Here is a 26,756-nt window from a genome sequence, read left to right as displayed (position 1 = left end):
AGATTTTCAAGGATAACTTGACAGATAGATTTTATCGTGAATTGTTTTCTTCTGTTCCTTGATCTCCGATTTATTAATGGTTATTGCAGACTGGTAATGGGTTATTCACTAAAAGTTAGATTTCTTAACTTCTAGAATGATCTCCTCTAGAAGTCGGATGTATCGTTTCAATTTTTAAAGATCGACAGAAGAACTAGGACTCTCTTGGAATAGAGCGTCGATACATTTCACACAAATGAGCAACCATATCGATTAATGTGAGACGGTAATCCAACAAGACATCTTCGCTGCGTCCTTCTAATTTCAATTGTTTTGAAAAGTTATCCATCAGCTCCATATGAATTTCCACAATCCGAGTCACGGGAACATCGGCAAAGAATGCAATATTAACATACTCATCGATTTTATTGTTAAGGGCTTTATCTCCGGAAAAATAACTTAAAACAATCTGCCGATATTTTAATTTGAGTTGTTCGAGTAATTCTTGGCGTTCGGCTGGAGGCAAATTCCGCAGAAAATTTTTAGAACTGCGTTTGTAGTAGACTCCTAAGTATCCCAACCGCTCATGCAGCTTATCGGCGAGTCTTTTTTGTTGACGCATGATAAAGTTCGTCAACTCTGTCGGTGTATCAACATCGAGGGAGTCATCCGTCAGACGAGTCGTAACGGCTTGGGTAATAAATTGACTGATGGCTTTGTCTACATAACCACTGATCTGATTGAGTTGGTTGACTCCCAGATGAACTTCACTACTGTGATAGATGTAGTTGGGCGAGTCTGAAAAAGATTGAGTCGAGCCAGAAGTCTCACTTTGAGCAGTCGGTTGAGAAGACTGTATCTGAGAATCAAGAATAACAATCGGTAAAGAGATCCCTTGCTGTCGAAATTGGTCCACTAACACAGTTAGATCCATATCCACTTGTACGATTAAGCAATCAAGTTGTTCTCTTTCTTTACTCACGTATTGCAGTAACTCCTCAACGGAATGAACCTGAGTGACAGCATAGCGATCGCTCTGCAAACTAGACATCAAAGAATGAGCTATCGGTTCTGAGGGGACCAATACACAGATCGATAGATGTGGACGCCATACAGCCGCAGAAGTTGAAGTTAAGTTACCCGCTAGAGAGTCGCTCAGAGATCCAGTCTCCTTTACTAACGTTTCGAGATTCTATAAAAGATTTAATCATACAATTCTTAATCGTACAATTCGCCAAATCTTTGACACTAGAATTACCGCTTGTCACCGAAACCGGGATCATCGGAACACTTTTCCGTGTTCATCGGCTGCAAATTTACATACAAGCTGCGTATTCTACAAGAATCATTAGGGGTCGAGGAGGGCTTTACAACCCCCGACTCCCATTCAAAACCGTGCTTGCTACTTTCACAGCACACGGCTCCTAGTCTAGTTGTCTGTTATCATCAGAACATCCGGTTTCTTTTGAGTTGTAAGACCCATCGGTTGCCGTTTTAATGTCGTGACAGTGGCGATGTAGTAATTGTAGATTTTTATATTCATCTTTACCGCCCGAGGACGTTGGGATGATATGATCGATTTCTACAATATCATCTGGGGTGAAGTATTGTCCAGATGATTTACATTTGCCTTTTTGCTTTTTGAGCAAATTTGCTACTCGTTTAGGTACATCGTAGGATGTACCTTTTCTTGTACTCCAGTAAGTCCAGTTTCCGTCGTAGGGTGATGCTTTAGGTCTTATAGTTACGTGACGTTTAATAGTTGTTTCAGCATGGCTTAGTAGTTTGTGACCATCTTTGGTTTCAAAACTCCATGCCATATTACCGTTTTTCCTGAAGTATTTCTTCAGTTGATCGTAACTAGCTTTACCGCATCTGCTAACTGTCCATGCTCTTAATCTTTGCCATGTAATATGGTCTAAAGAGGAGAATGTCTTTTTGGAGACAACTTTGGAATGGTAGTTACACCATCCTCTAATTACCGGGTTTAGGTGTTTGATTAATGCGTACTGGGGTGCGGTTTTGTGAGTTTTAATCACTTCTTTCACCTTGTCCGTGTGAAGCTCTATTGCCTTCTTGCTAGGTTTTATTATGGTTCTGAACCCTATTAGTTTTGAGTTCATACCCCCAGTCTTACCTGAGTGGTGTTTTCCCACTGGATATTGTCTGAAGTTCCAGCCTAGAAAGTCGAATCCAGGTTTAACCTTTATGCCTTTCACTTCAATTTCTTTTAGTGTATGACATATACGGGTTTTGGCTGGTTTCAGTTCTAACCCGATAGGTTTTAACCATTCTTCAATGGCAATTTGGCACTGTTGAATGATTTTTAATTGTGGACTAATTACCACAAAATCATCTGCATATCTGATGACTTTGGCTTGAACTGTGCCTTTCTTTCTTGGGAAGTTTTGTTCTATAAGCCTAATCATTCCATCCAGTGCGATGTTAGCAAGTAAAGGACTAATAACACCTCCTTGTGGTGTGCCTGCCTCTGTTGCCTCAAATATGCAGTTATCCATAACTCCAGCCTTCAACCATTGTCTGATTTGGGCTTTTATTGTTGATGGACAATCGATTTTGGACAGTAGGTATTCATGGTTAATCTGGTCGAAACACTTTGAGATGTCAGCATCTAAGATGTAATATTCACCTTTGTTGATACTTTGGAAGATTCGTGACATTACGTCATGGGCTGAACGTCCGGGTCTAAACCCGTAGCTTTCCCCCTCAAATCTGGCTTCCCATTGTGGTTCCAATGCAGATTTTACCAAAGCTTGCCTTACTCTATCGTGTATAGTCGGGATTCCTAAAGGGCGTTTTTCATCCTTGGATTTGGGTATCCATTTCCTGCGGAGTGGTTTTGCCTTTTGGTATTTGCTTAGATTTTTGGCAAGTTCTAACCGTTGATTGGGTGTAATAGATTTGATTCCATCTACCCCGGCTGTTTTCTTACCCTGGTTATCTTGAGTAACCCTTCTTATTGCTAAGAGTTTGGCGTAATACGACTTAACTAGGAGCTTTTGAAGCTTTCGAGCTTTCGCATTTTGTCCCGATAATGATGCCTGGTAAATTCTCTTTTGCAGCTTAAATACTATCCGTTGAACTTTCGCCCAATTGATTTTATTCCATGCAGTCGTAGTCTTGGTTATACTCGTTTTCACCGTTTTAACTGCTAATTGAAACTTTACCTAACAACTTGACCGGAATCTATCAGCGTATCCTAAATATTACATCTAGGCTTTAGCTTCTGACTCCATCTTTCGCCCTCATAACATCCGCCTTAGATTTGTGGCTACCTAACAGTATTCGACCTCTGTAGGGGTATATGAGGGGTTTTAACGTTCCTTGAAAACGGGGTTATTGCCTTTAGAATCGTCCTATCCGCCGGGGTACTTTTGGGAGTCTGTGTAATTAGTATAATCAAACCTCTTACCTCTTTGAAGAAGTGTATTGAAACTTCTACCTTTTCCCCTTGTTCTTTTGAACGCAGCGTAGTCAAGTCATTTCGCTACTTACTGTTCACGACGGTTCAATACAGACGTTCACTTTCGTTATTCTTGGACAATTGGCTAGAGAACTTCTTTGGTATTTGACTTATACCTGATTTCCCATTATTCCCAGCTTCAGTGTTTTGATAATCAGTCTGACACTGTGGGAATTGCCTTAACTCTTTGGATTTGGGTTACTTTTGCCTGTTAAGGTTCTGTAACTCATACCATTGACTCCGAGTTTGACCTTCCTTTAAGGTCACATTTTTCAAAGTTAAAGTGGGCTTTGTTTCCAAAAACCACTTCCCTGCTTACGTTTCGGGTTTTATCCCTTCACTTTGGCAGGAACGTCTCGCACATTAGTTTACAATTGTAACTGTTTTCTGACTCCTAAATTTTTAATCTTTAGAGTGGGCCAAAGTGATAGTGTTTTCTGACATCCGCTAAAATTTTCCAAGTACAAGACATTCCCTCTGGAAAAGTTACTAAGTCCCCTTTGCCAATAGGAATGGGTTCACCCCCGTCGGGAGTCACGATTACATCACCGGCTAACAGATAACAAGTTTCACTCTGATCATAAGTCCAAGGAAACTCAGAAACTTCTTTTGTCCAAATCGGCCAGTTAGAGACTCCTAACTGCGGTCGATCTTCTGAGTTCGGTTGATGCTCAACTTGAATTTTCATCAAGTCGTGAGTAGACATATTGCTTTTTTTGATTGTGTTTTTAAAAGGTTTTTGCCAGTCACCCGGAGTGAACACCTGCTTGATCTGGGGTCAATTCTATGTTTAGACTTTAATAGGCTAAAGTTTCTAAAGTTTCTCGCAAATAGGTACGAACTTGGCGATCTAGGTTCATGGGAGGGCGCCCGTCGGAGTCAAGATGTTCAAGCTGCCAACTTTGAAATCCAGAGCTAGAAGCGATTGCTTGTTTGAGACTTTGCCAAATTTGAGAATCTTCTTCGAGTAAGGGAGTCGCAGCAACTGATTCATTTTCCGGAAGGATAGAACTTGAGTTTGCCATAATCTTTCACCAAATAAATGATCAAGTTGAAATTTTTTTAAACCTTACTCTATTTTTACAAATTCTCACTGCAAATGCCTGTAGCTGTAAACACCATCTGTGAGTTAAGTTTCGGAGGGGTCTTGAGAGTCTAGTGAGGATGGAGAATTCTCTGGGGTTTCCGGTAGAAGTGATTCGGGTAAGATGCGGTTAACTCGGAGTCCAATGTGGGTGAAACCTTGACGAATTTGTTCAGAGGTTAAAGGTTCTGCCCCCGCCCATTCTGGTTTTCGGGTGAGTAAAACTCCAATCACACTGATCGGAACTTGAAGAAATAAGTTACAACCTAAAAAGGCGATACTGGCAATCAATAATCCGATTAAACGTCCGAGTCCGGGTAATGAGACGACATCAGCAGCGAGGGGGGCGAGACGATAAAGTTGCCAAAGTATAGGAATTAAAAGCAGGGGTGCAATTAAAGCAAGTTTTTGATTCAGTGAAGTTTTGAACCGGGTGAGAATCCTGCGTTGTATCGGAGTCAGTTGTTCCGGTTTGATCGTGACAATTAAAATGCTGAAAATATAAAAGGGCTGAAACCATTGCATCCCCAAAATCGGTAGGATGCCAATCATCGCAATGATCGCGATTTCTACCCCAATCGGCCAGATGGGATAACCAATGGCTAATCCGAACAGACAAAGTGCCAGCCACAGGGGAAGTACCGCTAAACCGGAAAGATGAATCCAGAGATAGGGATCGACTCGAAAATTCGACATTAGTTCTGTTGTGGGCTATCGCTTGATCATACTACGAATTGCCGATGTCCGGAGCGATCGCTTCCCCGAGATTGTCCCCCAAAATTTAGCGATCGCCCCTCACTTGAAGATTGAGGCGATCGCCGAGGAAAAATCAACAGACTCTTTCTGCGATTAAGGGTTAATTTTAGACGGACAGAGTTCGTCGCTTGGTCGCCATGCGGTAGGCTTCCAGGATATCTCCTTCTTCCCAATCATTGAAGGTATCGAGACCCATGCCACATTCATAGCCCGCATTGACTTCTTTGGCATCCTCTCGCATCCGTTTGAGGGAGTCGAGTATGCCTTCGTGGATCACATTCCCTTTCCGCAAGACTCGTACCTTACAGTTACGAACCACTTTTCCGGACTGGATATAACATCCTGCCACTTTACTCCGTCCGACGGGGAAGACAGCTCGGACTTCTGCTTGACCCAGAGCTTCTTCAACCAATTCCGGTTCGAGGAGACCTTCCATGGCGGCTTGTACATCATCAAGGAGGTTGTAAATGATGTTGTACTCCCGAATATCAACGCCGAGTTGGTCAGCGGCCTGTCGGGCACCATTGGCTAAGGTGGTGTTGAAGCCAATTAACACAGCATCACTGGCGGTTGCCAAATCAATGTCTGTTTCTGTGACTTCTCCCGGTGCTGCTAAGAGTAGGCGCAATTGCACTTCTTTTTGAGGAAGCTTCTTGAGGGCGTTAACAATCGCTTCGACAGACCCTTGCATATCTCCTTTGAGGATGATATTGAGTTCTTTGAGTTCTCCTTCTTGGGCGCGAGCAGAGAGAGTGCTGAGACTGATCCGGCCTTGGAGGAGACGAGACTGACGTTGAGCCTGGGCGCGAACGTCCGCGAGGGCAGAGGCTTCTCTTTCGCTCTCGAAGACCTCAAATTCATCTCCGGCAGCGGGAACTTCTCGCAGTCCGAGGATTTCCACGGCAAAGGAAGGGCTAGCAGCATCGACCTTTTCTCCTCGGTCATCGACCATCGCTCGAACCTTACCTAAGGCTGATCCCGCGACGACGATATCACCGACACGCAATGTTCCATTTTGAACTAATAGCGTGGCAATTGGACCGCGAGCTTTGTCGAGGTGAGCTTCAATGACTGTTCCTCGGGCGGCTCGGTCTGGGTTGGCTTCTAAGTCTTCGACTTCTGAAACCAGGATAATCATTTCGAGCAGCAGGTCGAGGTTTTCTTTGTTGATAGCACTCACGGGAACCATAATCGTCTCACCGCCCCATTCTTCGGGAACGAGATTATGTTCCATCAATTCCTGCTTCACCCGATCGGGTTGTGCTGCTTCTTTATCGATTTTGTTAATGGCAACAATAATCGGGACTCCGGCCGCTTTAGCATGGCTGATTGCCTCAATGGTTTGAGGTCGAACCCCGTCATCGGCCGCAACAACGAGGATGGCGATATCTGTAACTCTTGTTCCTCGCGCTCGCATGGCGGTAAAGGCTTCGTGACCCGGAGTGTCGAGGAAGACGACCTGTTGCATTTTGCCTTCATGTTCGACATCAACATGATAAGCACCGATATGCTGGGTAATTCCTCCGGCTTCTCCTTGAGCCACTTTGGTTGTTCGGATCGAGTCGAGTAGAGTGGTTTTCCCGTGATCGACGTGACCCATGATGGTGACGACAGGAGGACGCCGTTTTAGGTGTTCGAGATCGTGTTCGTTGAAGATATTGTCGGGTTTTTCGGCACCGGATTTTTGCTGTTCGGTTTCAAGAATGACTTCAAAGTCTTGACAGACCATCTCGATAATATTGAAGTCAAGGGTTTCGGTAATATTGACCGCAATTCCCCGCTCGAACAAACGCTTAATAATCTCGGTTTCCTGTAATCCCAGAGCGTTGGCTAGTTCTTGAACCGTCATGGAGCCAGAAATCACCAATCGTTCTGGACGTAAAGGTTTAACGGCTTCTGCTTGACGGCGAGAGTTGCTCGATCTTTCGTCTGACGATGAACTTCCGCCGCGACTCGGGCCTGGCTTTTTGGCTCTCGACGGGCTTGAAGTGGTTGCTGGTTTGGGCGAAGATGTACTTCTGGGTTTGGGGGGACGAGCCAGTGACAGAGTTAGAGTCGGGTTCGAGTCTGATGAGTCATTGAGTGAGCCATCAAAATCGTCATCATCTTCATCGTCGATCAGAGGTTTAACCCGAGGGCGCTTGGCTTTGGCTTTAGCGGCTTTATTGGGGTCTTCTTCTTCTTCTTCCCAGCCAGCTCGCTTGCTACTTGGGCGAGTGGTCTGCTGCTTCTTGGGTGCAGTCAGGGTTTTCTTGGGTCGTTTGATCTCGAGATCAACATCGTCTGTAGACGGGATTAATTCCTCCTCTCCTTCTTCACCGTCGGTGGTATCCGGCACAGGGTCATTACCCCTGCGGGCAGGAGGTGGCTGAAGCTCCGGAACGGTCGCCTTTGGTTTGAGGGAGGTAATTTCTTTGCGAGGTTTTCTGACCTCTCTTTCTTTCGTTTCTTTGGAGTCTGCGGATCTGGACTCCGAACTACCTGGACGCGGATTCTTGGTAGGTTTCGGTGCCGGTTTGTCCGTCGTCGTTGTTTTTGCTGCTGGCTGTTGTTGTACCTCTGCTGACTTGGAAGCCGGCTTATTGGATTTTAAAACAGGCTTATTTTTGACGACGGCAGGCTGAGATGACTGTGCGGAAGGCCGCACGGGGGGAGACACCAGTTGAGGGGCTTCCTCTGGTGAGTCTAGTTCCGCAGAGTCAGGCTCCGATGGCTCGCTCACTGAGATCTCTGTGGGTTGTTGGATCGGGGGATTATTGTCATCCCAGGAGGCTTCAGCTTCCGGTTGGCTGATGGATTCTGAAGGAGATTGAGAGGCAGAATTGGGCTTCGATAGCACAGGCCGTTCTAGTAGTGTTGGTTTCTCAGAAGACAAGGAGGATGGAACTGAAGGTTGGGGTTGAGTAGCTGTTGGCACGGATGCTGAGTTTCTCTCTTGAGTTGAAAATCGTTGTGAGTTTGAGTTGGCTTGAAGTTTGGGTTTACGAACTTCAAGGATTTGTTGTTTTTTCTTTTGTTCGGCTTGAGAATCGGAAAGTTTCGATTGGTGGCCTCCCCGTTCGGACTGGGAATCATGATGATTGGTGACGGGGTGAGTTGCCACATATTTCTCAATCCGTTGAGCATCAGATTCAGTAATTGTACTACTATGGCTTTTGACTGCAATGTTGAGCCGTTCGCATACGGCTAGTATATCTTTGTTGTCTAAATTCAATTCTTTTGACAACTCGTAAATTCTGACTTTGACGTTGTTGTTCATCCACTTTGCCCTCTTCGTACCAACCCGTTATCTACTTGGTTTATATTGACATTTTTCTTCCCAAATTAACAATTGTGTTCTGTTGTCGGAGATGACAACAGTAGCTAAACTCGTGAAGAATGACTTTGCTCAAAGAATATTTCTATTGTGAGGGGAGACGCTGCTTGAGAATGTGATAAATTTCTTCAGGTATAGCAGCTTTGAGTGATCGCCCCAGACGATTCTTCTTTTGAGCAATTTTGAGACATTCAGCATTCCGACACAAATAGGCGGAACGACCCATGCCTCGATCTAATTGTACCTGATGGGACGAGTAGACTCGAACCACTCGCCAAAACGTCTCTTTGGGAGCGACTTGGCGACAGGCGATACAGCGACGGTAATTAGGCTGCATTGGACTGATTTAGTTGGAGCAACTCTAGATCTTTAAGGAGATCAGAGTCTATTGACTCGGGTTTCTGGGTGTGAGTCTAACTCAAACTTAACGATCACTACCCTTTCCTATTGTATAGAGTGTTTCGTGATCTATCTATTAAGGAAAGCTGACTTTTGAGGTTCCGAACGCCGTGCATTTCCCAAATTCTAGATGAACTAGAGCTTGGTGTCCGACTCTAAACGGGGTTTAAGCCAATTCTTCGGCTTCTAAGTCTTCTTCCTCTTCGTCTTCAAATGCCTCCTGATAATTATACTGTTCGGCTATTTTTTGATCTTCTGCGACTGCATCATATTTTGCCGTATCTTTTATGTCAATTTTCCATCCCGTCAGACGAGCAGCTAAACGCACGTTTTGACCTTCTTTACCAATGGCTAAACTGAGTTGATCTTCGGGAACTAAAATGTGAGCGCGACGTTCTTCGGGATTGACCAAACGGACTTCATCAACTCGCGCCGGACTCAAGGCATTGGCAATATAGGTGGACGGATCAGGAGACCAACGAATGACGTCGATTTTCTCACCTCGCAACTCGTTGACTACGACTTGAATACGCGATCCCCTGGCACCAATACAGGCTCCAACCGGATCAACATCGCGATCGAGGGTATCAACGGCAATTTTGGTTCGAGGGCCAACATGAGTCGAGGGGGGGTTGGCTTCGCGAGCAACGGCGACGATCCGAACGACTTCATCTTCGATTTCGGGGACTTCGTTGGCAAACAGATACACCACCAAACCCGCATCGGCTCTGGAAACGATCAGTTGTGGCCCTCGCTGTGATCCCTGAGAGACTCGCTTGAGATAGACTCTAAAGGTAGCATTGGCTCTGTAGTTATCGTTGGGAAGTTGTTCTCGTTTGGGTAATTCCGCCTCAACTTCTTGATGACCAAATCCACTGTTAACGGACATAATCACTGACTGTCGTTCAAAGCGTAACACTCGCGCTTGCAATACGGAGCTTTCTAAGTCTTTGAACTCATCTTGAATCATTTTCCGCTGCTGATCTCGCAGCTTTTGAGCTAGAACTTGTTTGGTTTGGATGGCGGCCATCCGACCAAAATCACTTTGTTCGGGGGTGACATCGAGAGTTACCGTATCCCCTAACTGAGCTTCGGGTGCGACTTCGCGGACATCTTGCAAGGAAATCTGATGATCTTGGTTGGTAACTTCTTCAACAATTGTTAAGTTTTTAGCCAGGACACGAAATCCTTCTTCTTCGACATCGAGTTCGACGTCAAAATTGTCGAAATAGTCTTCGGTAAATTGAGTGTTGATCTGAACGGTGCGACGGTAGCGTTCGTATCCTTTTAACAAGGCTTCCCGCAAGGCTTCCTCAACGGCTTGTTTAGGTAAGTTCCGTTCCTGAGAAATATTCTGGATCATGTCTTTGAGTCCAGGCAAACTGACCATTGACATAGGCTGCTTCTCCTGTGTAAATAAAATCTAAAATTAATGCAAAATCAAGAAGCGAAAAAAGATTGAAAAGTCAAGAATTCACAACTGAAGGATTCTCAATTCTCAAGTTTCCCGCAAATGGCGATCGCGTTTTTTGTCTTTGTTGATGTAGATGCTAACCCCGACCCACTCCTCCGACGTCAATGTGAAAATTTCCAGATTTTACTCTCCTTCTTGCAGCAGAACTTCTGCAATGACTGGACGAGGAATAGCCATTTGTCGTCCTTTTTGATTGAGATAAACGGCGGTTTCATCGCGACGAATTAACTTACCGCTCCACTCTTTATACCCTTTATAGGCTTCTGAGGTTCTGATCAGGATGGGAAATCCTTTAAAGGAGATAAAATCGCGATCGCTAGTCAGTATTTGAGAAATCCCGGGGCTAGAGATCTCTAACACATAAGCATCGGGAATAAAATCGATGGTATCTAATTGTTCTTCCAACGCTCGACTCATTTGTTCGCAATCATCTAAACCCGTATCTTGGTTAGGGTTGCGGATATCGACGCGCAAAACAGGGGGGCTGTGGTTGGTATAAAATACTGCTCCCACCACTTCTAATCCCAGCGCTTCAGCAACAGGGGTGGCTAGATCGATGATTTTTGGGACAAGGGGGTGAGCCATACTTCGATAGCAGAAAATTAGACTTAAGACTTTAAACTGACCAACGGTTTGTGCCATTTCTCAGGCAGACATCTGTGACTCCTACGGATGAAAACACGATATCGAAGGCTTCTAGACTGTGGCTTGTCGCACCTCGTACAAGCTTACAGGTTGAACTGAACCCTGACACTAAAAAAAGTGGGCGACACCCACTTCACCGTGTTTTCCACAAGAAGTCAGACAGACAAATCCCGTTTGGGGTTGATCTCTGACCTCAAGTTTACCTTAAATTAGTTCTTTTTGTCAGGTGGGATGTCTTGATTACTATTTTCCTTTCGTGAGTTGACGGAGTTGTCGGGCTTCGCTAATCACTTGTTCAAAGTTTTCTTCATCAACTCGTTGAACGTAGTTAATTTTAAATTCTTCTAGGAAAGCAACCAGTAAGGTTTCGATTTCATGGATACTTTGTTCTTTTTGAATCTCTTGACCAAGTGCAGTCCCAAAATGACGCACCAGTTCATTTGATAACCGAGTTCCGACTGGATCTTCCATTGCGGTTTTAACGGCTTCGTAGGTGTTTTGGGGGCCTTCTACGGCGATTTTTGATAACTCATTAATTAAACGTTCTGTGATTTGGGTGGGAAGATCTTGTAAGCCGGGAATTTGTTTTAATCGGGTTGAAAGGGGAGATTGTTGAATTGCACTTTGAATACTATGGCGGAGAATCGCTTCAATTTCGGGTTGAACTTGGGGAATGGCTTTATAAACGGTAATTTGAACTAAGCGAGTTGCCAAAACTTCGATTTCATTAATGTCATTGAGATCAATGTAACGACGGTTTTGAGATTCAAAAAATTGTTTTAAAAAGTCTCCACTTTCAATATTATTTTGAGTTTGGTTGATCGCTTGAATCACGACAATTTCAGTCAATTCGTGAGCAAAGCTGGTGAGAACTCCGCGAATCGCTTGCATCCTAACTCGTTCAATATCGATCCATCCAACTTGCTCTAAACGAATGGTGACGGGAATAATTCTCAGCCATCGCCACTGGGGAATAAACAGAAAGATATCATACCAACGCCACAGCATGGCATCGAACCAAGTAAAACTTGCAAAACGGCGATCAATCAGATAGGTTCGCAGTAAAAACTCAACCAGAAAAACGAGGACAAAGGGTAAATCTATTTGCCAAAACTCATCAAGAAATTGTCCATTGTCGTCAATCTGGCGATAATAATTGACTTCCATCTGGGGACTGATTTCTTCATCAAACCATTCTAATTCTTCTTGAAAACCTTGTTGAGTTAAATAGGTTCGACTCCAAAAAATCCGAAATGCTTCTTTGGCTGAGTCTTGGGAACCCGGAACTTTTTCCCGCATCTCGTTTTTGATTTTCTCTAAGGTTCCGCTTTTATTCGCGACAGCAAAGGGATCTTCGTTAATCAAATTAACACTTTGAGTTCGTAAGCTGTTGAGAGTTTGATTGACTTCAGAGGAATTTAAGCCAAATTCTAGGGCTTGCTGTTGGAGTTTTTCAACGGTTTTTATATAGTCTTCGGTTTGGCGTTGGGGTTCAATTCCTTTGATCGGATCATACAATTGGGTTAGTTTAGGGGTGTAGCGAAAATAAAAATTACGCAGAGGGATATAAGTCAGATTAAACAAGACTAAAATAAAATTGATTAGGGCGAGTAATGCCATCAATTGTTCAAACCAGGAGACTTTTTTCTTTTTCTTGCGGAATATGGATTTTGAGCTGGGCATAAATCAGTAAGAATGAGAACAATTAAAATCTCTAAGACTACTTTAGCGGAACTCGGCTAACTCTCCATCAACATTTTGACAGATTCTCACTAGAATTTAACGATGTCAATTCCTTCTAAATCATCTCGGATTAGTATTATTATTCCAGTTTACAACTGCGATCGCTATGTTGGACAAGCTGTTGAGAGTATTCTTCATCAAACTTATTCTGACTATGAAATTATTGTGATAGATGATGGTTCTCAAGACAATACTCGCCAAGTCTTAGAGCCTTATGAAACCCAAATTCGCTATGTTTATCAAAACAATCAAGGGGTTTCTGTGGCGCGAAATCAGGGAATTCAGCTTGCAAAAGGGGAATTTATTGCGTTTTTAGATGCGGATGATTTGTTTCTCCCCGATACACTCGCGGCGCAGTTGGCGGTGTTTGCAGCTAACCCAAACCTGGGAATTGTTCATAGTGGCTGGCGACGCATCAACCAAGCGGGCGAAACGTTGATGGATGTTCAGCCGTGGGAGAGGGTTCCTGAGTTGAATTTGGAGACTTGGTTACGCTGGAAACCTCTGGGAACGATGGGAACTTTAATGTTTCGTCGCCGTTGGTTAGAAGAAGTTGGGGGCTTTGAACCGGGGTTGACTCACGCGGAGGATGTTGATTTGATCTTACGGTTGGCGTTAAAAGGCTGTGAGGCGGAGTGGTTACGTCAATCTACGGTTTGTTATCGACAACATGATCACAACACAATGCGAGATGGAATTTCTCAAGCCAAATCGATTAATTGGGTGTTAGATCGATTTTTCAGTCGATCAGATATTCCGGTTGAAATTCGCTTGATTGAAAATTGGGTGCGTTACAGCACGTTAGTTTGGAGTTCTTGGTATTTATATTATACAGGTTTTCCTCAAGAAATGGTGCAGTATTTACAAAAATCTTGGTCTTATACTCCGTTTTACGGGATAGAAACTGTGATCAATTGGATGGAAAGCTTTACTCAATATTCACTGAATTTAGGGGATGAATTCTATGCAGATGAATTGGGTAAGCTTCCGGAATGGCGATTATTGCTTCAGTGGGTTGTTGAAGAAATTGAACGCCAGCAGTTAGACTCTCAAATCTCTGGAAATTGAGACGTTAAAGTTGAGCTTTTTTGAGAAGTTTCTCTAATTGAGAAAGATTAACGTAAATATTACGAGTAATTGGGCTAACTTTGGGGTTATCATCATCAGGTAATCTTTCCCCAAAAAGGTAGTAATGTTCTAAGCGACAAATATTACTGAGAAGCCAATAGAGTGGGGTGACATATCCCGGTGAAAAAATCTCAATTACTTTTGTTCCAGGGTTGCAAAAGGTAAGGTTCGTTAATCCTGCGCCATGAGGTGCTACGACAACTTCAGCTGCGTTGAGATAATGGGCTTGTTCGACAATGGATAATGTTTCTAAGTAAATTCGTTGAAAGCCATATTTTTCTAAAAGTTGAACAACGGCTTGATTATTGATTGTTTTGCGGTAGCCAGCTTTATTTCTATCAATATAAATTCGTTTGTAACAGGGAATTTTTGGGCGAAGTTTTGGATGGAGAAAGGCTTGTTTGAGATAGTGACATTTCCATTCTGAAATTCCAAATTCTTCAGTAAGATTAGGAACGATTACTTGTTTGGCTTTAAGATAGGGATAATGAAAACTTTCAAAAATTTTATCCTCAGTAACTCCCAAAATATTTAAACTATCTATTTGATATTGATGAGGACAGTGACTAAAGACAAATTTATCAATTTTTAAGTTTTTAATCTCAGATATTTTTTGGACTAGATCTAGACGAGCAAGAACATCAAACATCCAATGAAAATATCCTCCATTTCCCCAACGAACCGATAAAAAAGCGATAGTTTCATCAAGTTCATAAACCGAATAACGATGATTGTGGGAAATTAAAAATTCAGGATGTCCACTCGAAAGCTCAGAAATTAATTGTGATTTTGCATTTAAAACAGCACTGGTTAAAATCGGATCAGCCAACGCTTTACCTTCAGGAATAATACTCACGAAAGCAGCAGAGGATTGAAAGTAATCAGGCTTAAAGTGATCATCAAGATTGTCATCTAAGGTAATTGGAGGTGTACATTTAATTTGACTTTCGGAATAGAGATCAAATGTGGTAACATCAGAAGCGGAGTCTAAGCTAACAATTTGTTCTGGAGAATATTGACAAAAGGTTTCAATGACGGTAGATGGTAGAATAAGATGATGGCGACAAAAAATAGCAGTTTCAAGATAACCTTGCTCTTCAAATATATTAGCAAGTTCACGATAAGCTTCAAAGCAGTCTGTTTGTAATTCTAGGGTTTTAATTAAAGTGTCAATCGCATCATACCAATTTTTCTGTTGTTTCAATACTAATGCGAGTTTGAGACAAAGTTCGTATAGATCGGGATTGACTTGAACGGCTTTTTTATATAGAGTTATGGATTCTTGCCATCGCTGTTTGGTTTGGAGTAAATCTCCTAATTTTTCATAAAGGAAAGGTAGATTGGGATCTATTTCTAAAGCTTTTTTGTACAGATCAATCGCTTCGTCTTCTTGATAAAATTCCTGTAACAAATCTGCTAATTTATAGTAAGAGGTTGACAGATTGGGATTAATTTGTTGAGCTTGACGATAGATAGCAATCGCTTCTTTTTTATGACCTTGTTCAATGTAAGCATCTCCAATTTTAATATAAGGCCAATAGTTATCGGGATTAAGTTCAAGTCCCTGATAATAAGTTTTGATAGCGTTTTCCCAGTGTTGGCATTCTAGATAAGCATCTGCTAATTTCAAGTAAGACCAACAAACATCGGGCTTTATTTGAATACTGTGTAAATAACAATCAATAGCCTCATTCCACTGTTGTAATTGACTAAACGCATCCCCTAAACTGTTATAATAATGGTTAGCAGTTTGATTTATTTTAATCGCTTGTTTATAGTTTGAAATAGCAGCAGTCCATTGTTCATTTTGACTGAAAGCTTGACCTAATAGATAATAAATTTTAGCCGTGTTTGGATAAAGCTTGATTGCTTGAGAATATAGAGAAATAACCTGTTCAATTTGATTTTGTTCTAATAAGGTTTTACCCAGGTTAAAATAATCTTCGAGTTGAAGTTTATCGGGTTCTAACTGAAAGGCTTTATATTGACAGTGCGCTGCTTTTTCTTGTTGATCATTTTTTTGCCAAATGCGGGCTAAATTTCGATAAACTCCAGCGAGATTAGGTTGTGATTTTAGGGCGGTTTCATAAGATTTTATCGCCTGTTCCCACTGTTGCTGAGTTGCGTATAAACTCCCTAAGTTTGCATGAACTTCTGCAAAATTGGGTTGATGTTCTAAAGCTTGATTATACCAATATTTGGCTTCTTCGAGTTGATCTTGCATTTGCATAATAACGCCCATAATTTTATAAGCGGGAGCAAAATTAGGCTGAAGTTGTAAAGCCTGGTGACATAAGGTAACAGCCTGTTCTAATTTTTGTTCAGCGACAGACAAGTTTGCTTGTTGACAAAGCTGACTCGCTGATGTTTTGGAGTTAGCCGCCCGGTTCATATTAGACAATTTTAAAAAAAGGGACTTCTTTATTTATATCATTAAAAGTTACCTTTAATGCTCTGAAGTTTAATTTTAAAGTTCGACTAACGCTTGATCGATCTGATAGTAAGTTGTATCTTTAGCCTGAATTAGATGTTTTTCGTACTCAATTATACTTAAAAGACTGGGTTCTAATGATTTACTTTCAGCATTTTCAAGGATCTTTTCGGCGGTAATAAAATCTCCAGCCCGTCGATAAAGATCGGCTAAAAATAATTCTTCAAGACCCTGTTGACGTTCATTAATTGTTTTTGTTAGAATAGCGTTATGAAACAATCGAGCTGCTTTTAAACGACTTTTAAAAAGTGGATTGGTGAGATTGGGATGATTATTAGGACTGACGACAGGCTTTTCAGGATTGATTTTTCTGATTTTCATCGGTATTCTAAACTCGCATTTGAACTTTGTTGAACTCAAGAGGACAATTACTTAAATTTGATCCTGTTTCTATAGAATCATCATCATCAGTAAGATTGTCGATAGGGATAAGTTCAGGATTATTCTATAATTGAGTATTAATACAATCTCACGAGTCAGGATTCGGGATCAAAAAAGGATAGAAAAGTTCAGGAGTTAGAGCCTAATTTATTTGTAGAAGTAGAACACAGCTAAGGTTCAATCTCCGCTTGATTGTCTTTAGACTCTGGAAGGATCGCTTTTAAGAGTCAGGCGGTTTAAAAAAACGATTGGCGCCGATGAGAGTATGTATTGCTAACCGTGATACTCAGACTTCTCTGGCTAAACTGAAGGGGCAGAAGTCAAGTAGCTACAGAATGCCCACAATATCAATGTTTCTGAATTCTACTAAAAATGAGCTTTAATGTCAATCCCCTCTTAATTCCAGTTAAATTTTCTTCCTAAAAAATCCTCTAGTCTTTGATTTTGAGAGTCAAAGAAGTTATGTAGTTGTGTGCGAACTTCTGTGGGTATTGGTTGATAGAAACCTTGGTTATAGGTTTTAAATTCAGTTAAAACAAAATCAGGCAAATTCAAAAACTCAAATACCTTTTTTATCATCACTTCGGGTTGTTCATAAAAGTCCTCACTTTTTAAAATTAAGAAATTTTCAGGAGGAAAATAAATCATCCATTTGCGGATAAACTCTACATAAATTCCTCGCCAAAGGTATTTATGTGTTTGTTCCCAATACCTAGAATCAATAGAGATTTCTGGATTTGTTCCTAAGAGTTCTAATTCTGCTGAAATTGCGTCAGAAAGTGAGTTTTCTTCTAATCCCAACCGTACCCAGTGATAGTATTGAGAAATAGTTCTTTCTATCGGGTTTCTTAATAAAATAATAAATTTCATTTGGGGAAATATTTCAGCAATGCGGCTAGCTACTTGTTCATCTTCAATATAGCTAGGTGTTGCTTCTCCTGTCAAAAAATGAGTTGATTTTTTTAAACTCGGAAAATGAGATAGATACCAATCTAGTCCTCGTTTATAGTGATGATTCCAAAAATATATTTCTTTTTTGATTGCAGGTAAAACTTGAGGATGTTTTTCTAAATAACGGTATAGAGAAGTGGTTCCACCTTTCTGAGTTCCGATAATGATAAAACCTGGATTAAGCGGGGTTTCACTATCCCAGTCGGTTTCAGCAACTTCAGGATGAGAACGTTGAATTTTTTTATAAATTGCTCGTTGATAAGCTGAAATAGCAGGTTTTATTCGACCTAAACGAGTTAACACTTCACCTAAATTGAGTTCAACTAAAGGAGCATTTGGATAACGTTCAACTGCATCTTGATAAAGCGTTAAGGCATCATTAAGTTTATTGTGTTGTGCTAAAATATTCCAGAGATTCCAGTACGACCATTGATAAAAAGGTTGCAGCTCTATTGCTCGCAGATAAGCTTGGATAGCGGGTTCATATTGTTCTTGTTGCAACAAAAGTTGAGCGATTTTTTGATAAACTTGAAAGGAGTTGGGATCAAGTTCCAAAGATTTCTTATAGTTTTCAAGAGCAACATCCCAAGATTTGAGTCTCATAAAAGTATCGGCTAATCTTTGATAAGTTACTGCTGAACTTGGATTGAGTTCTAAGGCTTTTTTGTAATTCTCAATCGCTTCTTGCCAGCGTTCTAATTGACTGAATGCTTCACCTAAGTTGTGAGCAGCTTCAAAAGAAGCAGGTTTCAGTTTAATTGTCCTTTGATAACAGGTAATTGCGGGTAAGGGTTTTTCAAACTTAAGGAGCATATTTCCTAATGTTAAATGTTCCTCGGGGGTTGCCCAATCGGGTTCTAATTTTAAGGCTTGATACCAATATTGAGTCGCTTCTTCTTGCTGGTTGAGTTGAGTCAAGATTTGAGCTATATTTCGATAATAGGTTGCTGCATTGGGTTGTATTTTAACAACTTTTTTGTAAGTTTCTATAGCCTTTTGCCAGTTTTTTTGTTTAGTATAAATACTTCCTAAATTTGCATAAGATTCAGCTAAATCTGGCTGAATTTCAACAGCCTTGAGATAGTATTGTTTTGCTTCTTCTTCCTGGCCTTGAAGTTGTAAAGCAATGCCTAAGGTTTGATAAGCTAATGCAAACTGAGGTTGATGTTCTAAAGCTTGCTGACAAGAAACAATCGCCTGCTGAAATTGCTGTTGATGCAAATAAACAATTGCCTGTTGATACAAGTTCCTTGCAGTTATAATAGATTGCTCAGAGTTGTTCATAACGAATATTGGTATAATAAATTAGGATGATATAATTATACTTTATTTTCAAATCTTAGTTCATTGAGGTCATTTTAATTCAATAGACTTAGAAATCAAAATCTTTTTTAAAGTGTTAGCAATTTCTTCATCACTTAATCCAGTCGCTTGTTTTCTAATCATGAGTTGATAGCCTTGATCAATAATTTCAATTGCATCCGATACCCTATTTAAAAAATAATCAATACCTACTTTTGCCTGTTGTTCGGGATTATCCTGTTCTTTTACTGCATAATCATCAAAAATAATGACACCTCCGACTTTAGTTAACCGCCAAGATTGCAAGGCATCTTGTAATGCCGTCATCGCCAAATGACATCCATCAATATAAACAATATCATAGAAATTGGCTGGAAGCGAATCTAAAATATCCTGAGAGTAGGCAATCATTTTTGTGACTTTTTGAACAGCATTAGTTTTAAAAATGTTATCATCAAATTCTGGTTTAAAATAAGGATCAATACAAGTTATTTTTGCAGTGGGATGAGTTAAAATATGATCAATAAACCAGCAAGTAGACATTCCTTGATAACTGCCAATTTCTAAAATATTTAATTCAGGAGTATTGCTAAAAGGTGTTAGATGTTTTTTCCAAATTGGAATATTATTGCTAAACCAGTCTTGAGTGAATTGATAATTTCTCTGTTGACAGAGATACCATCCTTTTAGAATAAGAGCTTTTTGATGATAGTGAACTGCTTCTTGTTTTTGACCTTGTTGAGTTAAAAGATTACCTAATTTGGTATAAGCATCAGGAGAATTAGGATTTTGCTCAATATTCTGATAGCATTCAGTTAAAATTTGCTGAAAGTTTTGGTGTTGATTGAAAACTTGTTTAAGTTTTATGATAATTTCTGGGGTATTCGGTTGAATTTTATCAGCAAGTTGATAAAAAATAGTTGCCGCTTCAAACTGTTGACATTGAACTAATGCTTCCCCAAGCTTTAAATAAGGTTCGGGAGTATTAGGGATAAAACCAAGTTCAGTTATATTGAGAGGATAATTGATGACCAGTTGATTCTGAAAAACGTGGTAATACCAACTGAGAACACTCTCAAAATTTGATTGTTTAATTTGCTGACGAATAGCCTCTCCTAACTGTTGATAAATAGTCTTTAAAAAACTTGGATTAAACGGATTTTCTCTGACTTTTAGAGCATAAATATAAGCAATAACTGCATCATTGTATTGATTTTTATGAAAAAAAGCATCTCCTATATTCTTATATGACCAAGCAGCTTGAGAATTAATTTTTATCGCTTGATAACAAGTTTTGATTGCATCATCCCACTGTTGTTTATAGATGTAACTTTTTCCGAGATACAGACATGACCATAAAGCGTTTGGGTGGAGTTCAAGGACACGACGATAAGCAAAAATTGCATCATCCCACCGTTGAAGCTTAAAGTAAACATCTCCTAATTTTTGATAAGCTATTCCCGAATTATGATTGAGATTAATCACTTGATGGTAGGAAGTTATTGCTTCGTATAACCGACTGAGTTTTATTAATATATTTCCTAACTCTAAGTAAGTTTGTTCTGATTTTTGATCGAGGCGCAATGCAACTTGATAACTAATAATTGCATCTTTCCACTGGTGTTTTTGAGCATATAAACTCGCAATATTTTTATAAATTTCTGCATCATCTGGCTTGATTTCTAATGCGTTTAGATAACACTGTAAAGCATTTTCAAGTTGACCTTGCATTTGAAAAACAACCCCTAAAGTTTTATAACTCTTAAGATTTGGCTTGATGTTTAAAGCGTGTTGACAAATCGTAATTGCTTCTTGCCATTTTTCCTGATTAATGTAATATTCTGCTTGTTGATGAAGTTTGGTTAGAGACATTTCTAGACTTAACATAGGTTCTATAATTAGTTGTTAATTTTATTTCATTGTTCAATCAATTATTCCAGTTGAATTTCATTTCTAATACATCTTCTAACTCTTGATTATAAGCCTTAAAATAACTTCCTAATAGATTTCGCATTGATTCATCTAAAATTGGATAAGAGCGAGCATTATATTTTTTATAGTTAGATAAAGAATGATTAGGTAAATCTAGAAAGTTAAAAATATGCTTTAAAGTTATCGCCGGATTTGAATAAAATTTTTCACTAGAAATAATTAAAATTTTCTCTCGGGGAAAAATCTCTAACCATTTTTTTAAAAATTCTACATAAACCCCTCTAGCAATATAACTATTGGGTTGATTCCAGTAACTAACATTTGTAACATTCAGTCGTTCAATTTCAGAAATCATCGCTTCTTCTAATGAACGAAATTCCCAATTCATATTTACCCACTGATAATAGTGAGAAATCGCTCGATCAATTGGATTTCTCAAGACAACAATCAGTTTAGTATTCGGAAAAGTCTGAAACAGACGTTCTGGCGCTTCCCAATGATCAAGATAACTCGGTGTTGCTTCTCCGGTTAATATTTTTTGTTCCGCTAATATCGGAGGAAAATGTGCTAAATACCAGTTTATTCCTCGATTATATTTTGTTGACCAAAAATCAATTTCCTTAATTAAAGAGGGCATAATTTGAGGATGTTTAGCCAGATAGTAGTATAAAGACGTGGTTCCTCCTTTTTGAGTTCCAATCACGATAAAGTTAGGTTGACTCACTGGCTTTAATTTTTCGATATTTTGTATCCAGTCTGGATGAAATTGTTGAATTTTCTGATAACAAGCCAATTGATAACAGTGTAACGCTTCATCGATTTCTCCCTTTTGGGCTAGAATTTCTCCTAAGTTAACATAACACCAAATTGTATTTTTATTCTGTTTAAGAGCGTGTCGATATAAATCTTCCGCCGCTTCTAGTTTTCCCTGTTGATCTAGAATTTCCCATAATCCTTGATACACCCAAGTTGGCATTTCAGGTTTGAGTTCAATCGATTTGAGATAGGCTACAATTGCCTCATCCCATTGTTGTTGTTGAGAGAGAACGACTCCTAAATTATAGTAACTCTCATAAGAGTTGTGATTGATTTTAACATCATTAAAACAGTATTTCAGTCTTTCTTTTAACTGTGTTTGTGTTTGCCTTATCTGTTCTGATTCTGTGATTATCTCTAGATTGTTTGGCTGGATTGTTAAAGCTAAATCATAAAAAATAATAGCTGATTTTAAATCATTGATTTGAGCTAAATTACGAGCAATATCTAAACAAACCTCAGCATCGTCAGACATCAGACTTAAATTCCAAGATTTAGGATTAGATTCAAATTGAATTGCTGCTTGTAGTTTTGTATAAACTTCAGGCAAATTCAGTTGTTTTTTAATCGCTTGAAAATAAGCTTTAATCGCTTCACTCCATCGAATCTCTTGACTGAGTGCAACTCCTAATTTATAATAAGACCAGGCAAAACTTGAATCAAGAACAATAGCCTGAGAATAAGCAGATATTGCTGCGGAAAATTGTTGAAGTTCTGATAAAGCATTACCCAAGTTATAATAAGACCAAGAAAAATTAGGATTTAGTTGAACTGCATGATCGTAAGCAGAAACCGCTTCCTGCCATTTTTCTAACCGAAAAAAGGCTTCACCTAACTGATGGTAAGACCAAGAAAAATTAGGATTCAGTTCAATTGAACTTTGATAAAGAGAAATTGCAGCTTCAATATTTCCTTGAGAAAAAAGCAGTTCAGCTTGTTGATAAAATTGAAATGCTTCAGAGGGTATAGATTCAGACATTCAGCTTTACAAATCTTTTGTGAGAATGTGCATTAAGTATAAAATAGAGAATACAACGAGCGGGATACCAATCAAAAGTCCTAATAAAACCTTTGAAATTGAACTAACAAAAATCAAAAACACAATATAGGGAACCCCAATCAAAACAGTAGTAATCACAATTTTCAAGGGAGTCCACTTAATTTCCCGCTTTAAGTGTTTATAGGACTGACCTTCTAGATTACGGAGAATTGGAGGTTTTCCAGACATTGCCTACTCCTTGAAAATAAAAATACCGGAAAATTACCAGAATAGATCAGAAGTTTTACACTTCTAACTCTTTGTGGTACATGATATATAGGATAGCAAAAAGTTGAGCAAAAGCGAATAGATGTCAACGGTGATGGGAACTCCTCAAGTTAGCGTAATTATTCCAGCATATAACGGTAGCCGCTACATTAGCCAAGCCGTCGAGAGCGTTTTGAGTCAAACGGATTGTCATTTTGAAGTCATTGTCGTTGATGATGGTTCCACGGATAATACGAATACGATTTTACAACATTATAGCGATCGCATTCGTTATTTTTCTCAAAAAAATCAAGGAGTTGCAGCAGCGAGAAATCGGGGAATTCAGGAAGCAAAAGCTGAGATTATTGCTTTATTGGATCAAGATGATATTTTTCTTCCCCACAAACTCGCAGAACAAACGGCTTGTTTTCAGAAGTTTCCAGAAGTTGGACTTGTTAACAGTGGTTGGCGTTTAATTAATAGAGAAGGATACAATATTTCTGAGATTGAACCCTGGCATAATTTACCTGATTTAGACTTACAAACCTTAATTATACACTCTCCTATTTTACCCAGTGCAATCATGTTTCGGCGAACTTGGTGGGAAAAAATTGGCGGGTTTAATTCTCGGTTTAATGGAGTTGATGATGCTGAATTTGTGTGGCAATTAGCTGCTAGAGGATGTCAGGCTATTTGGTTGCCAAAAATAACTGTTGAATATCGACAACATCATCAAACTGTTTCTCATCAAAAAGCAGTTGAACGTGCTGAAACTGTAATTGTCGCTCAAAATAACTTTTTTAGTCAAAAAGGGTTATCTGATGCGGTGATTCAACTGGAAAAGCCTGCTCGTTATGAAGAATTAACTTGGTTAGCTTGGCATCTTTATCATACCAATCATTATCAATCTATGGCTGAATTTCTCCATAAATCTTTAGCCTATACTTCCGACACAATACCGATTGTAATTTCTGATTGGATTAAACGGTTTAGTGGAAATTGTCAAGCCTACGGTTATCAACTGCACCTAGAATCCTTTAGAAAATTACCCCAATGGCAACAACTGATTTCTAGTCTTCTTCCTTCTAATCTTCCCAAAGTTAGTGTAATAATTCCTGCTTACAACTGTGAAAATTATATTGAACAAGCGGTTAAAAGTGTATTAGAACAAACCTATACTGATTATGAAGTGATTGTAATCGATGATGGTTCTACTGATAATACTAAAAACATTTTAAGTCCATACTTAGATATAATTCAATATGTTTATCAATCTAATCAAGGTGCTGCAAAAGCGAGAAACAAGGGTTGTCAAATCGCTCAAGGAGAATTATTAGCCTTTCTGGATGGAGATGACTTTTTTACCCCGAATAAGTTAGCAGAACAGGTTAAAGTTTTTGAACAAGATGCAACAATTGATTTAGTACAAAGTGGTTGGATGGTTGTGAATAAAACAGGTGAAAACTTAGTTGATGTCCTTCCGTGGAAAAATGCACCCGAACTTAACCTAGAAACTTGGGTTTTGCATAAATGTGTTCGTCCAAGTGCTTTAATGATACGAAAAATTTGTTGGAAAAAAGTAGGAGGATTTGATCATTCTTATCCCCCAACAGAAGATTTAGATTTTGTTCTTCGTTTGGCTTTAATGGGGTGTAAAGCCGTTTGGGTTAAACAACTTCATGCAGGATATCGTCAACATGATTGTAACTTAATGTCTGGAGGGGAAAGAGTGATTAAAAACACCGAACTTTTGATGAATCAGTTTTTTAATAGACGAGATCTTCCCAAAAATATTCAACAGTTAAAACAGAAAGAACATTATCAACGTTGGGTATGGTTTGCATGGCGAATGTATCGAGATAGTCATCTTAAATTTGTAACTTATTGTTTAAAAAAATCCTTAGACTATACCTCTGATTTTAAAGCTAATATTCTCACCCATTGGATAGATGCTTTTAGAAACATTTCGGCTGAATATGGCGAATCCTTTAATGATCAAAAATTAATGAAATCTCCAGAATGGCAACAAGCCGTTACTCACTTGATGAGTAAAACTTCTTTTTATACCCATCAAAAATCATCTTCAAAAAAACGTATTATCTTAATGAATACAGATGATCCAGGAATTGGGGGTTTAGCTCAATATGATCATTTCATTCTGTGTAATTTAGCGAAAATGGGACATCAAGTAACCGCTATTCGTCCTCAACATTCCAGCCCGTTAGTTGAACAAGAAAAACAATTAGGCATTCAACAACATTGGCTAGACTATAGTACCAGTCAAGACTTATCAAGAATTCTGAGAAATACGAAAGATGCGGACGAAATTTATGCCAAATTACAGCCAGATTTAATTATTTTTAGTGATGGTTGGCCGTTCTCCCATTTTGCTGCAAAACAAGTCGCCATTCAACAGAATATTCCCTATATGATTGCTTTGGGTTTAGCCACTCCTGAACACAAAGATTTTTCAATGGGAGATAATATTCCTTACGTCGAAGGTGTCTTATATCAATACGGTTTAGCCAAAGCCGTTAATGTCGCAGCTAAAGAACATTTAAACATCCTCCATGAACAGTTTAAACTCCCGAAAAACAAAGGAAATGTGATTTATTATGGGCGTTCAGAGAAATATTTTTCACCGCCAAACTCCTCAACTCGCCAACGTTTGCGTCAAGAAATAGGCATTCCAGAAGACGGAATTATCTGTTTTACTTCGGCGAGACTTGCTCCGATTAAAGGACATCGTTATCAACTCGAAGCGATTGCTCAATTAAAACACACTTCTATCTGGGATAAATTATACTTTGTTTGGGCAGGAACAGGTCAAGGAAGTGATCATAATCTCGAACCTGAACTCAAAGAAAAAGTACAAGAACTTGGGGTTAGTAATCAAGTCAAATTCTTAGGACAACGTTGGGATATTCCCGACTGGTTAGACGCTTGTGATATTTTTATTTTAACCTCTTTAGCTGAAGCCGCACCCTCTTTTGCGATTATGGAAGCGATGGCTAAAGGTTTACCAATTATCGCCTCGGCTGCGGGCGGAATTCCCGAAGGTTTAGGAGATACAGGTCAACTTTTACCTGACCCAAATATTAATCCAGAAGACACAGTAACCGTCTTAGTTCAAACCTTAAAAGATTGGGCAATTAATCCTGAATTGAGACAACAAAAAGGTCAATCTGCTAAACAAAGAGCCGAACAACTCTTTAAAGAAGAACGAATGCTCAAACAAACCTTAGAAGTGATTCAGCACGTATTATTAGACGAAAATAAAAACGATTTTGCAGATTTACACCACGTCAAAAAAGGGGTTCAAAAAATCAATCAACGCCTGAACTACGCCTGTCAAGTTTGGAATGCTTGGAATTGCTATCATCAAGGAAATGAAGAACAAATGAAATTCTATCTTCAGCAAGCCTTAAAAACTGCTCCCCAGTTATTTGCAACAGAAATCATATTAGATTGGATTGATGATTTTTCTCGCTTGTCTCAACAAAAAGGAGAACCCTTAAATATCGAAGACTTGAGTAAATATTCTGCTTGGAAATTTATTTTAGAAAATGACTTGGGAATGCCGGGGTAAAGTGTTACAATAAAGTGGGATATAAACGGAAGTTACTATA

At 39.5% G+C, this 26,756-nt stretch carries 19 protein-coding genes; 3 read left to right on the top strand and 16 right to left on the bottom strand.

Translation table 11 applies throughout. The features are described from left to right. Positions 1-193: 193 nt before the first annotated feature. The 5 genes from L8106_RS03900 to L8106_RS03880 all read right to left on the bottom strand — a co-directional run bounded on the left by L8106_RS03900 (position 194) and on the right by L8106_RS03880 (position 5,243). Positions 194-1,072: a circadian clock protein KaiA gene (locus L8106_RS03900; RefSeq protein WP_039895474.1), complete on the bottom strand. Its 879-nt coding sequence runs from the start codon at positions 1,070-1,072 to the stop codon at positions 194-196. Positions 1,073-1,403: 331 nt separating this feature from the next. After that, the gene (gene ltrA / locus L8106_RS03895) at positions 1,404-3,140 is read right to left on the bottom strand and encodes a group II intron reverse transcriptase/maturase (RefSeq protein ID WP_009782895.1); all 1,737 of its coding nucleotides are present in this window, start codon (positions 3,138-3,140) and stop codon (positions 1,404-1,406) included. A gap of 732 nt (positions 3,141-3,872) precedes the next feature. After that, a complete protein-coding gene (locus L8106_RS03890) occupies positions 3,873-4,169 on the bottom strand; it encodes a cupin domain-containing protein (protein WP_039895473.1) in 297 nt (98 codons plus the stop codon). Positions 4,170-4,260: 91 nt separating this feature from the next. Further along, positions 4,261-4,488, bottom strand: coding sequence for a hypothetical protein (locus L8106_RS03885; RefSeq protein WP_009782893.1), 228 nt, complete (start codon positions 4,486-4,488; stop codon positions 4,261-4,263). A gap of 104 nt (positions 4,489-4,592) precedes the next feature. Next, positions 4,593-5,243, bottom strand: a complete 651-nt coding sequence (locus tag L8106_RS03880; RefSeq protein WP_009782892.1) for a low-complexity tail membrane protein — start codon at positions 5,241-5,243, stop codon at positions 4,593-4,595. Between the two features lie 10 nt (positions 5,244-5,253). Here L8106_RS03880 and L8106_RS31955 point away from each other — a divergent pair, with 10 nt between their 5' ends. After that, positions 5,254-5,400, top strand: coding sequence for a hypothetical protein (locus L8106_RS31955; RefSeq protein WP_156803579.1), 147 nt, complete (start codon positions 5,254-5,256; stop codon positions 5,398-5,400). 9 nt (positions 5,401-5,409) lie between these two features. On the opposite strand, the gene infB is transcribed toward L8106_RS31955, so the two are convergent. From infB to L8106_RS03855, 5 genes are all read right to left on the bottom strand, one after another. Further along, on the bottom strand, positions 5,410-8,562 hold the full coding sequence (infB, locus tag L8106_RS03875; RefSeq protein ID WP_009782891.1) for a translation initiation factor IF-2: 3,153 nt from the start codon (positions 8,560-8,562) through the stop codon (positions 5,410-5,412). Between the two features lie 142 nt (positions 8,563-8,704). Further along, positions 8,705-8,956: a YlxR family protein gene (locus L8106_RS03870; RefSeq protein WP_009782890.1), complete on the bottom strand. Its 252-nt coding sequence runs from the start codon at positions 8,954-8,956 to the stop codon at positions 8,705-8,707. Positions 8,957-9,184: 228 nt separating this feature from the next. Next, complete coding sequence (gene nusA / locus L8106_RS03865; protein WP_009782889.1) at positions 9,185-10,414, bottom strand: transcription termination factor NusA; 1,230 nt, start codon at positions 10,412-10,414, stop codon at positions 9,185-9,187. A 201-nt stretch (positions 10,415-10,615) separates the two neighbouring features. Then, positions 10,616-11,077, bottom strand: coding sequence for a ribosome maturation factor RimP (rimP, locus tag L8106_RS03860; RefSeq protein WP_039895511.1), 462 nt, complete (start codon positions 11,075-11,077; stop codon positions 10,616-10,618). A 303-nt stretch (positions 11,078-11,380) separates the two neighbouring features. Further along, positions 11,381-12,820, bottom strand: coding sequence for a hypothetical protein (locus tag L8106_RS03855; protein ID WP_232228427.1), 1,440 nt, complete (start codon positions 12,818-12,820; stop codon positions 11,381-11,383). Positions 12,821-12,922: 102 nt separating this feature from the next. Between L8106_RS03855 and L8106_RS03850 the strand changes: the two genes are divergently transcribed. After that, entirely contained in the window at positions 12,923-13,948 is a 1,026-nt protein-coding gene (locus L8106_RS03850) for a glycosyltransferase family 2 protein (protein WP_009782886.1), read from the top strand. A gap of 4 nt (positions 13,949-13,952) precedes the next feature. Here the strand turns inward: L8106_RS03850 and L8106_RS03845 are convergent, their stop codons facing one another. The 6 genes from L8106_RS03845 to L8106_RS03820 form a co-directional block, all read right to left on the bottom strand. After that, positions 13,953-16,400 carry a tetratricopeptide repeat protein gene (locus L8106_RS03845; protein WP_009782885.1) on the bottom strand — a complete coding sequence of 816 codons (2,448 nt, stop codon included), beginning with the start codon at positions 16,398-16,400 and terminating at the stop codon, positions 13,953-13,955. A 75-nt stretch (positions 16,401-16,475) separates the two neighbouring features. Beyond that, positions 16,476-16,820: a hypothetical protein gene (locus tag L8106_RS03840; RefSeq protein ID WP_009782884.1), complete on the bottom strand. Its 345-nt coding sequence runs from the start codon at positions 16,818-16,820 to the stop codon at positions 16,476-16,478. Between the two features lie 456 nt (positions 16,821-17,276). Next, positions 17,277-19,115, bottom strand: coding sequence for a tetratricopeptide repeat-containing sulfotransferase family protein (locus L8106_RS03835; RefSeq protein ID WP_009782883.1), 1,839 nt, complete (start codon positions 19,113-19,115; stop codon positions 17,277-17,279). Between the two features lie 69 nt (positions 19,116-19,184). Continuing rightward, positions 19,185-21,020, bottom strand: coding sequence for a tetratricopeptide repeat protein (locus L8106_RS03830; protein WP_009782882.1), 1,836 nt, complete (start codon positions 21,018-21,020; stop codon positions 19,185-19,187). Positions 21,021-21,060: 40 nt separating this feature from the next. Further along, complete coding sequence (locus tag L8106_RS03825; RefSeq protein WP_009782881.1) at positions 21,061-22,860, bottom strand: tetratricopeptide repeat protein; 1,800 nt, start codon at positions 22,858-22,860, stop codon at positions 21,061-21,063. Between the two features lie 6 nt (positions 22,861-22,866). Further along, entirely contained in the window at positions 22,867-23,109 is a 243-nt protein-coding gene (locus L8106_RS03820) for a hypothetical protein (protein ID WP_009782880.1), read from the bottom strand. A gap of 121 nt (positions 23,110-23,230) precedes the next feature. Here L8106_RS03820 and L8106_RS03815 point away from each other — a divergent pair, with 121 nt between their 5' ends. Further along, positions 23,231-26,716 (top strand): glycosyltransferase, encoded by a 3,486-nt coding sequence (locus tag L8106_RS03815; protein ID WP_009782879.1) that lies wholly within the window; start codon positions 23,231-23,233, stop codon positions 26,714-26,716. Positions 26,717-26,756: the final 40 nt, after the last annotated feature.

Origin of the sequence: Lyngbya sp. PCC 8106, assembly GCF_000169095.1 — a bacterium.
Classification (GTDB): Bacteria; Cyanobacteriota; Cyanobacteriia; order Cyanobacteriales; family Microcoleaceae; genus Capilliphycus.
The sequence above is the reverse complement of the archived record's forward strand: the minus strand, read 5'-3'. Positions and strand labels throughout refer to the sequence as shown.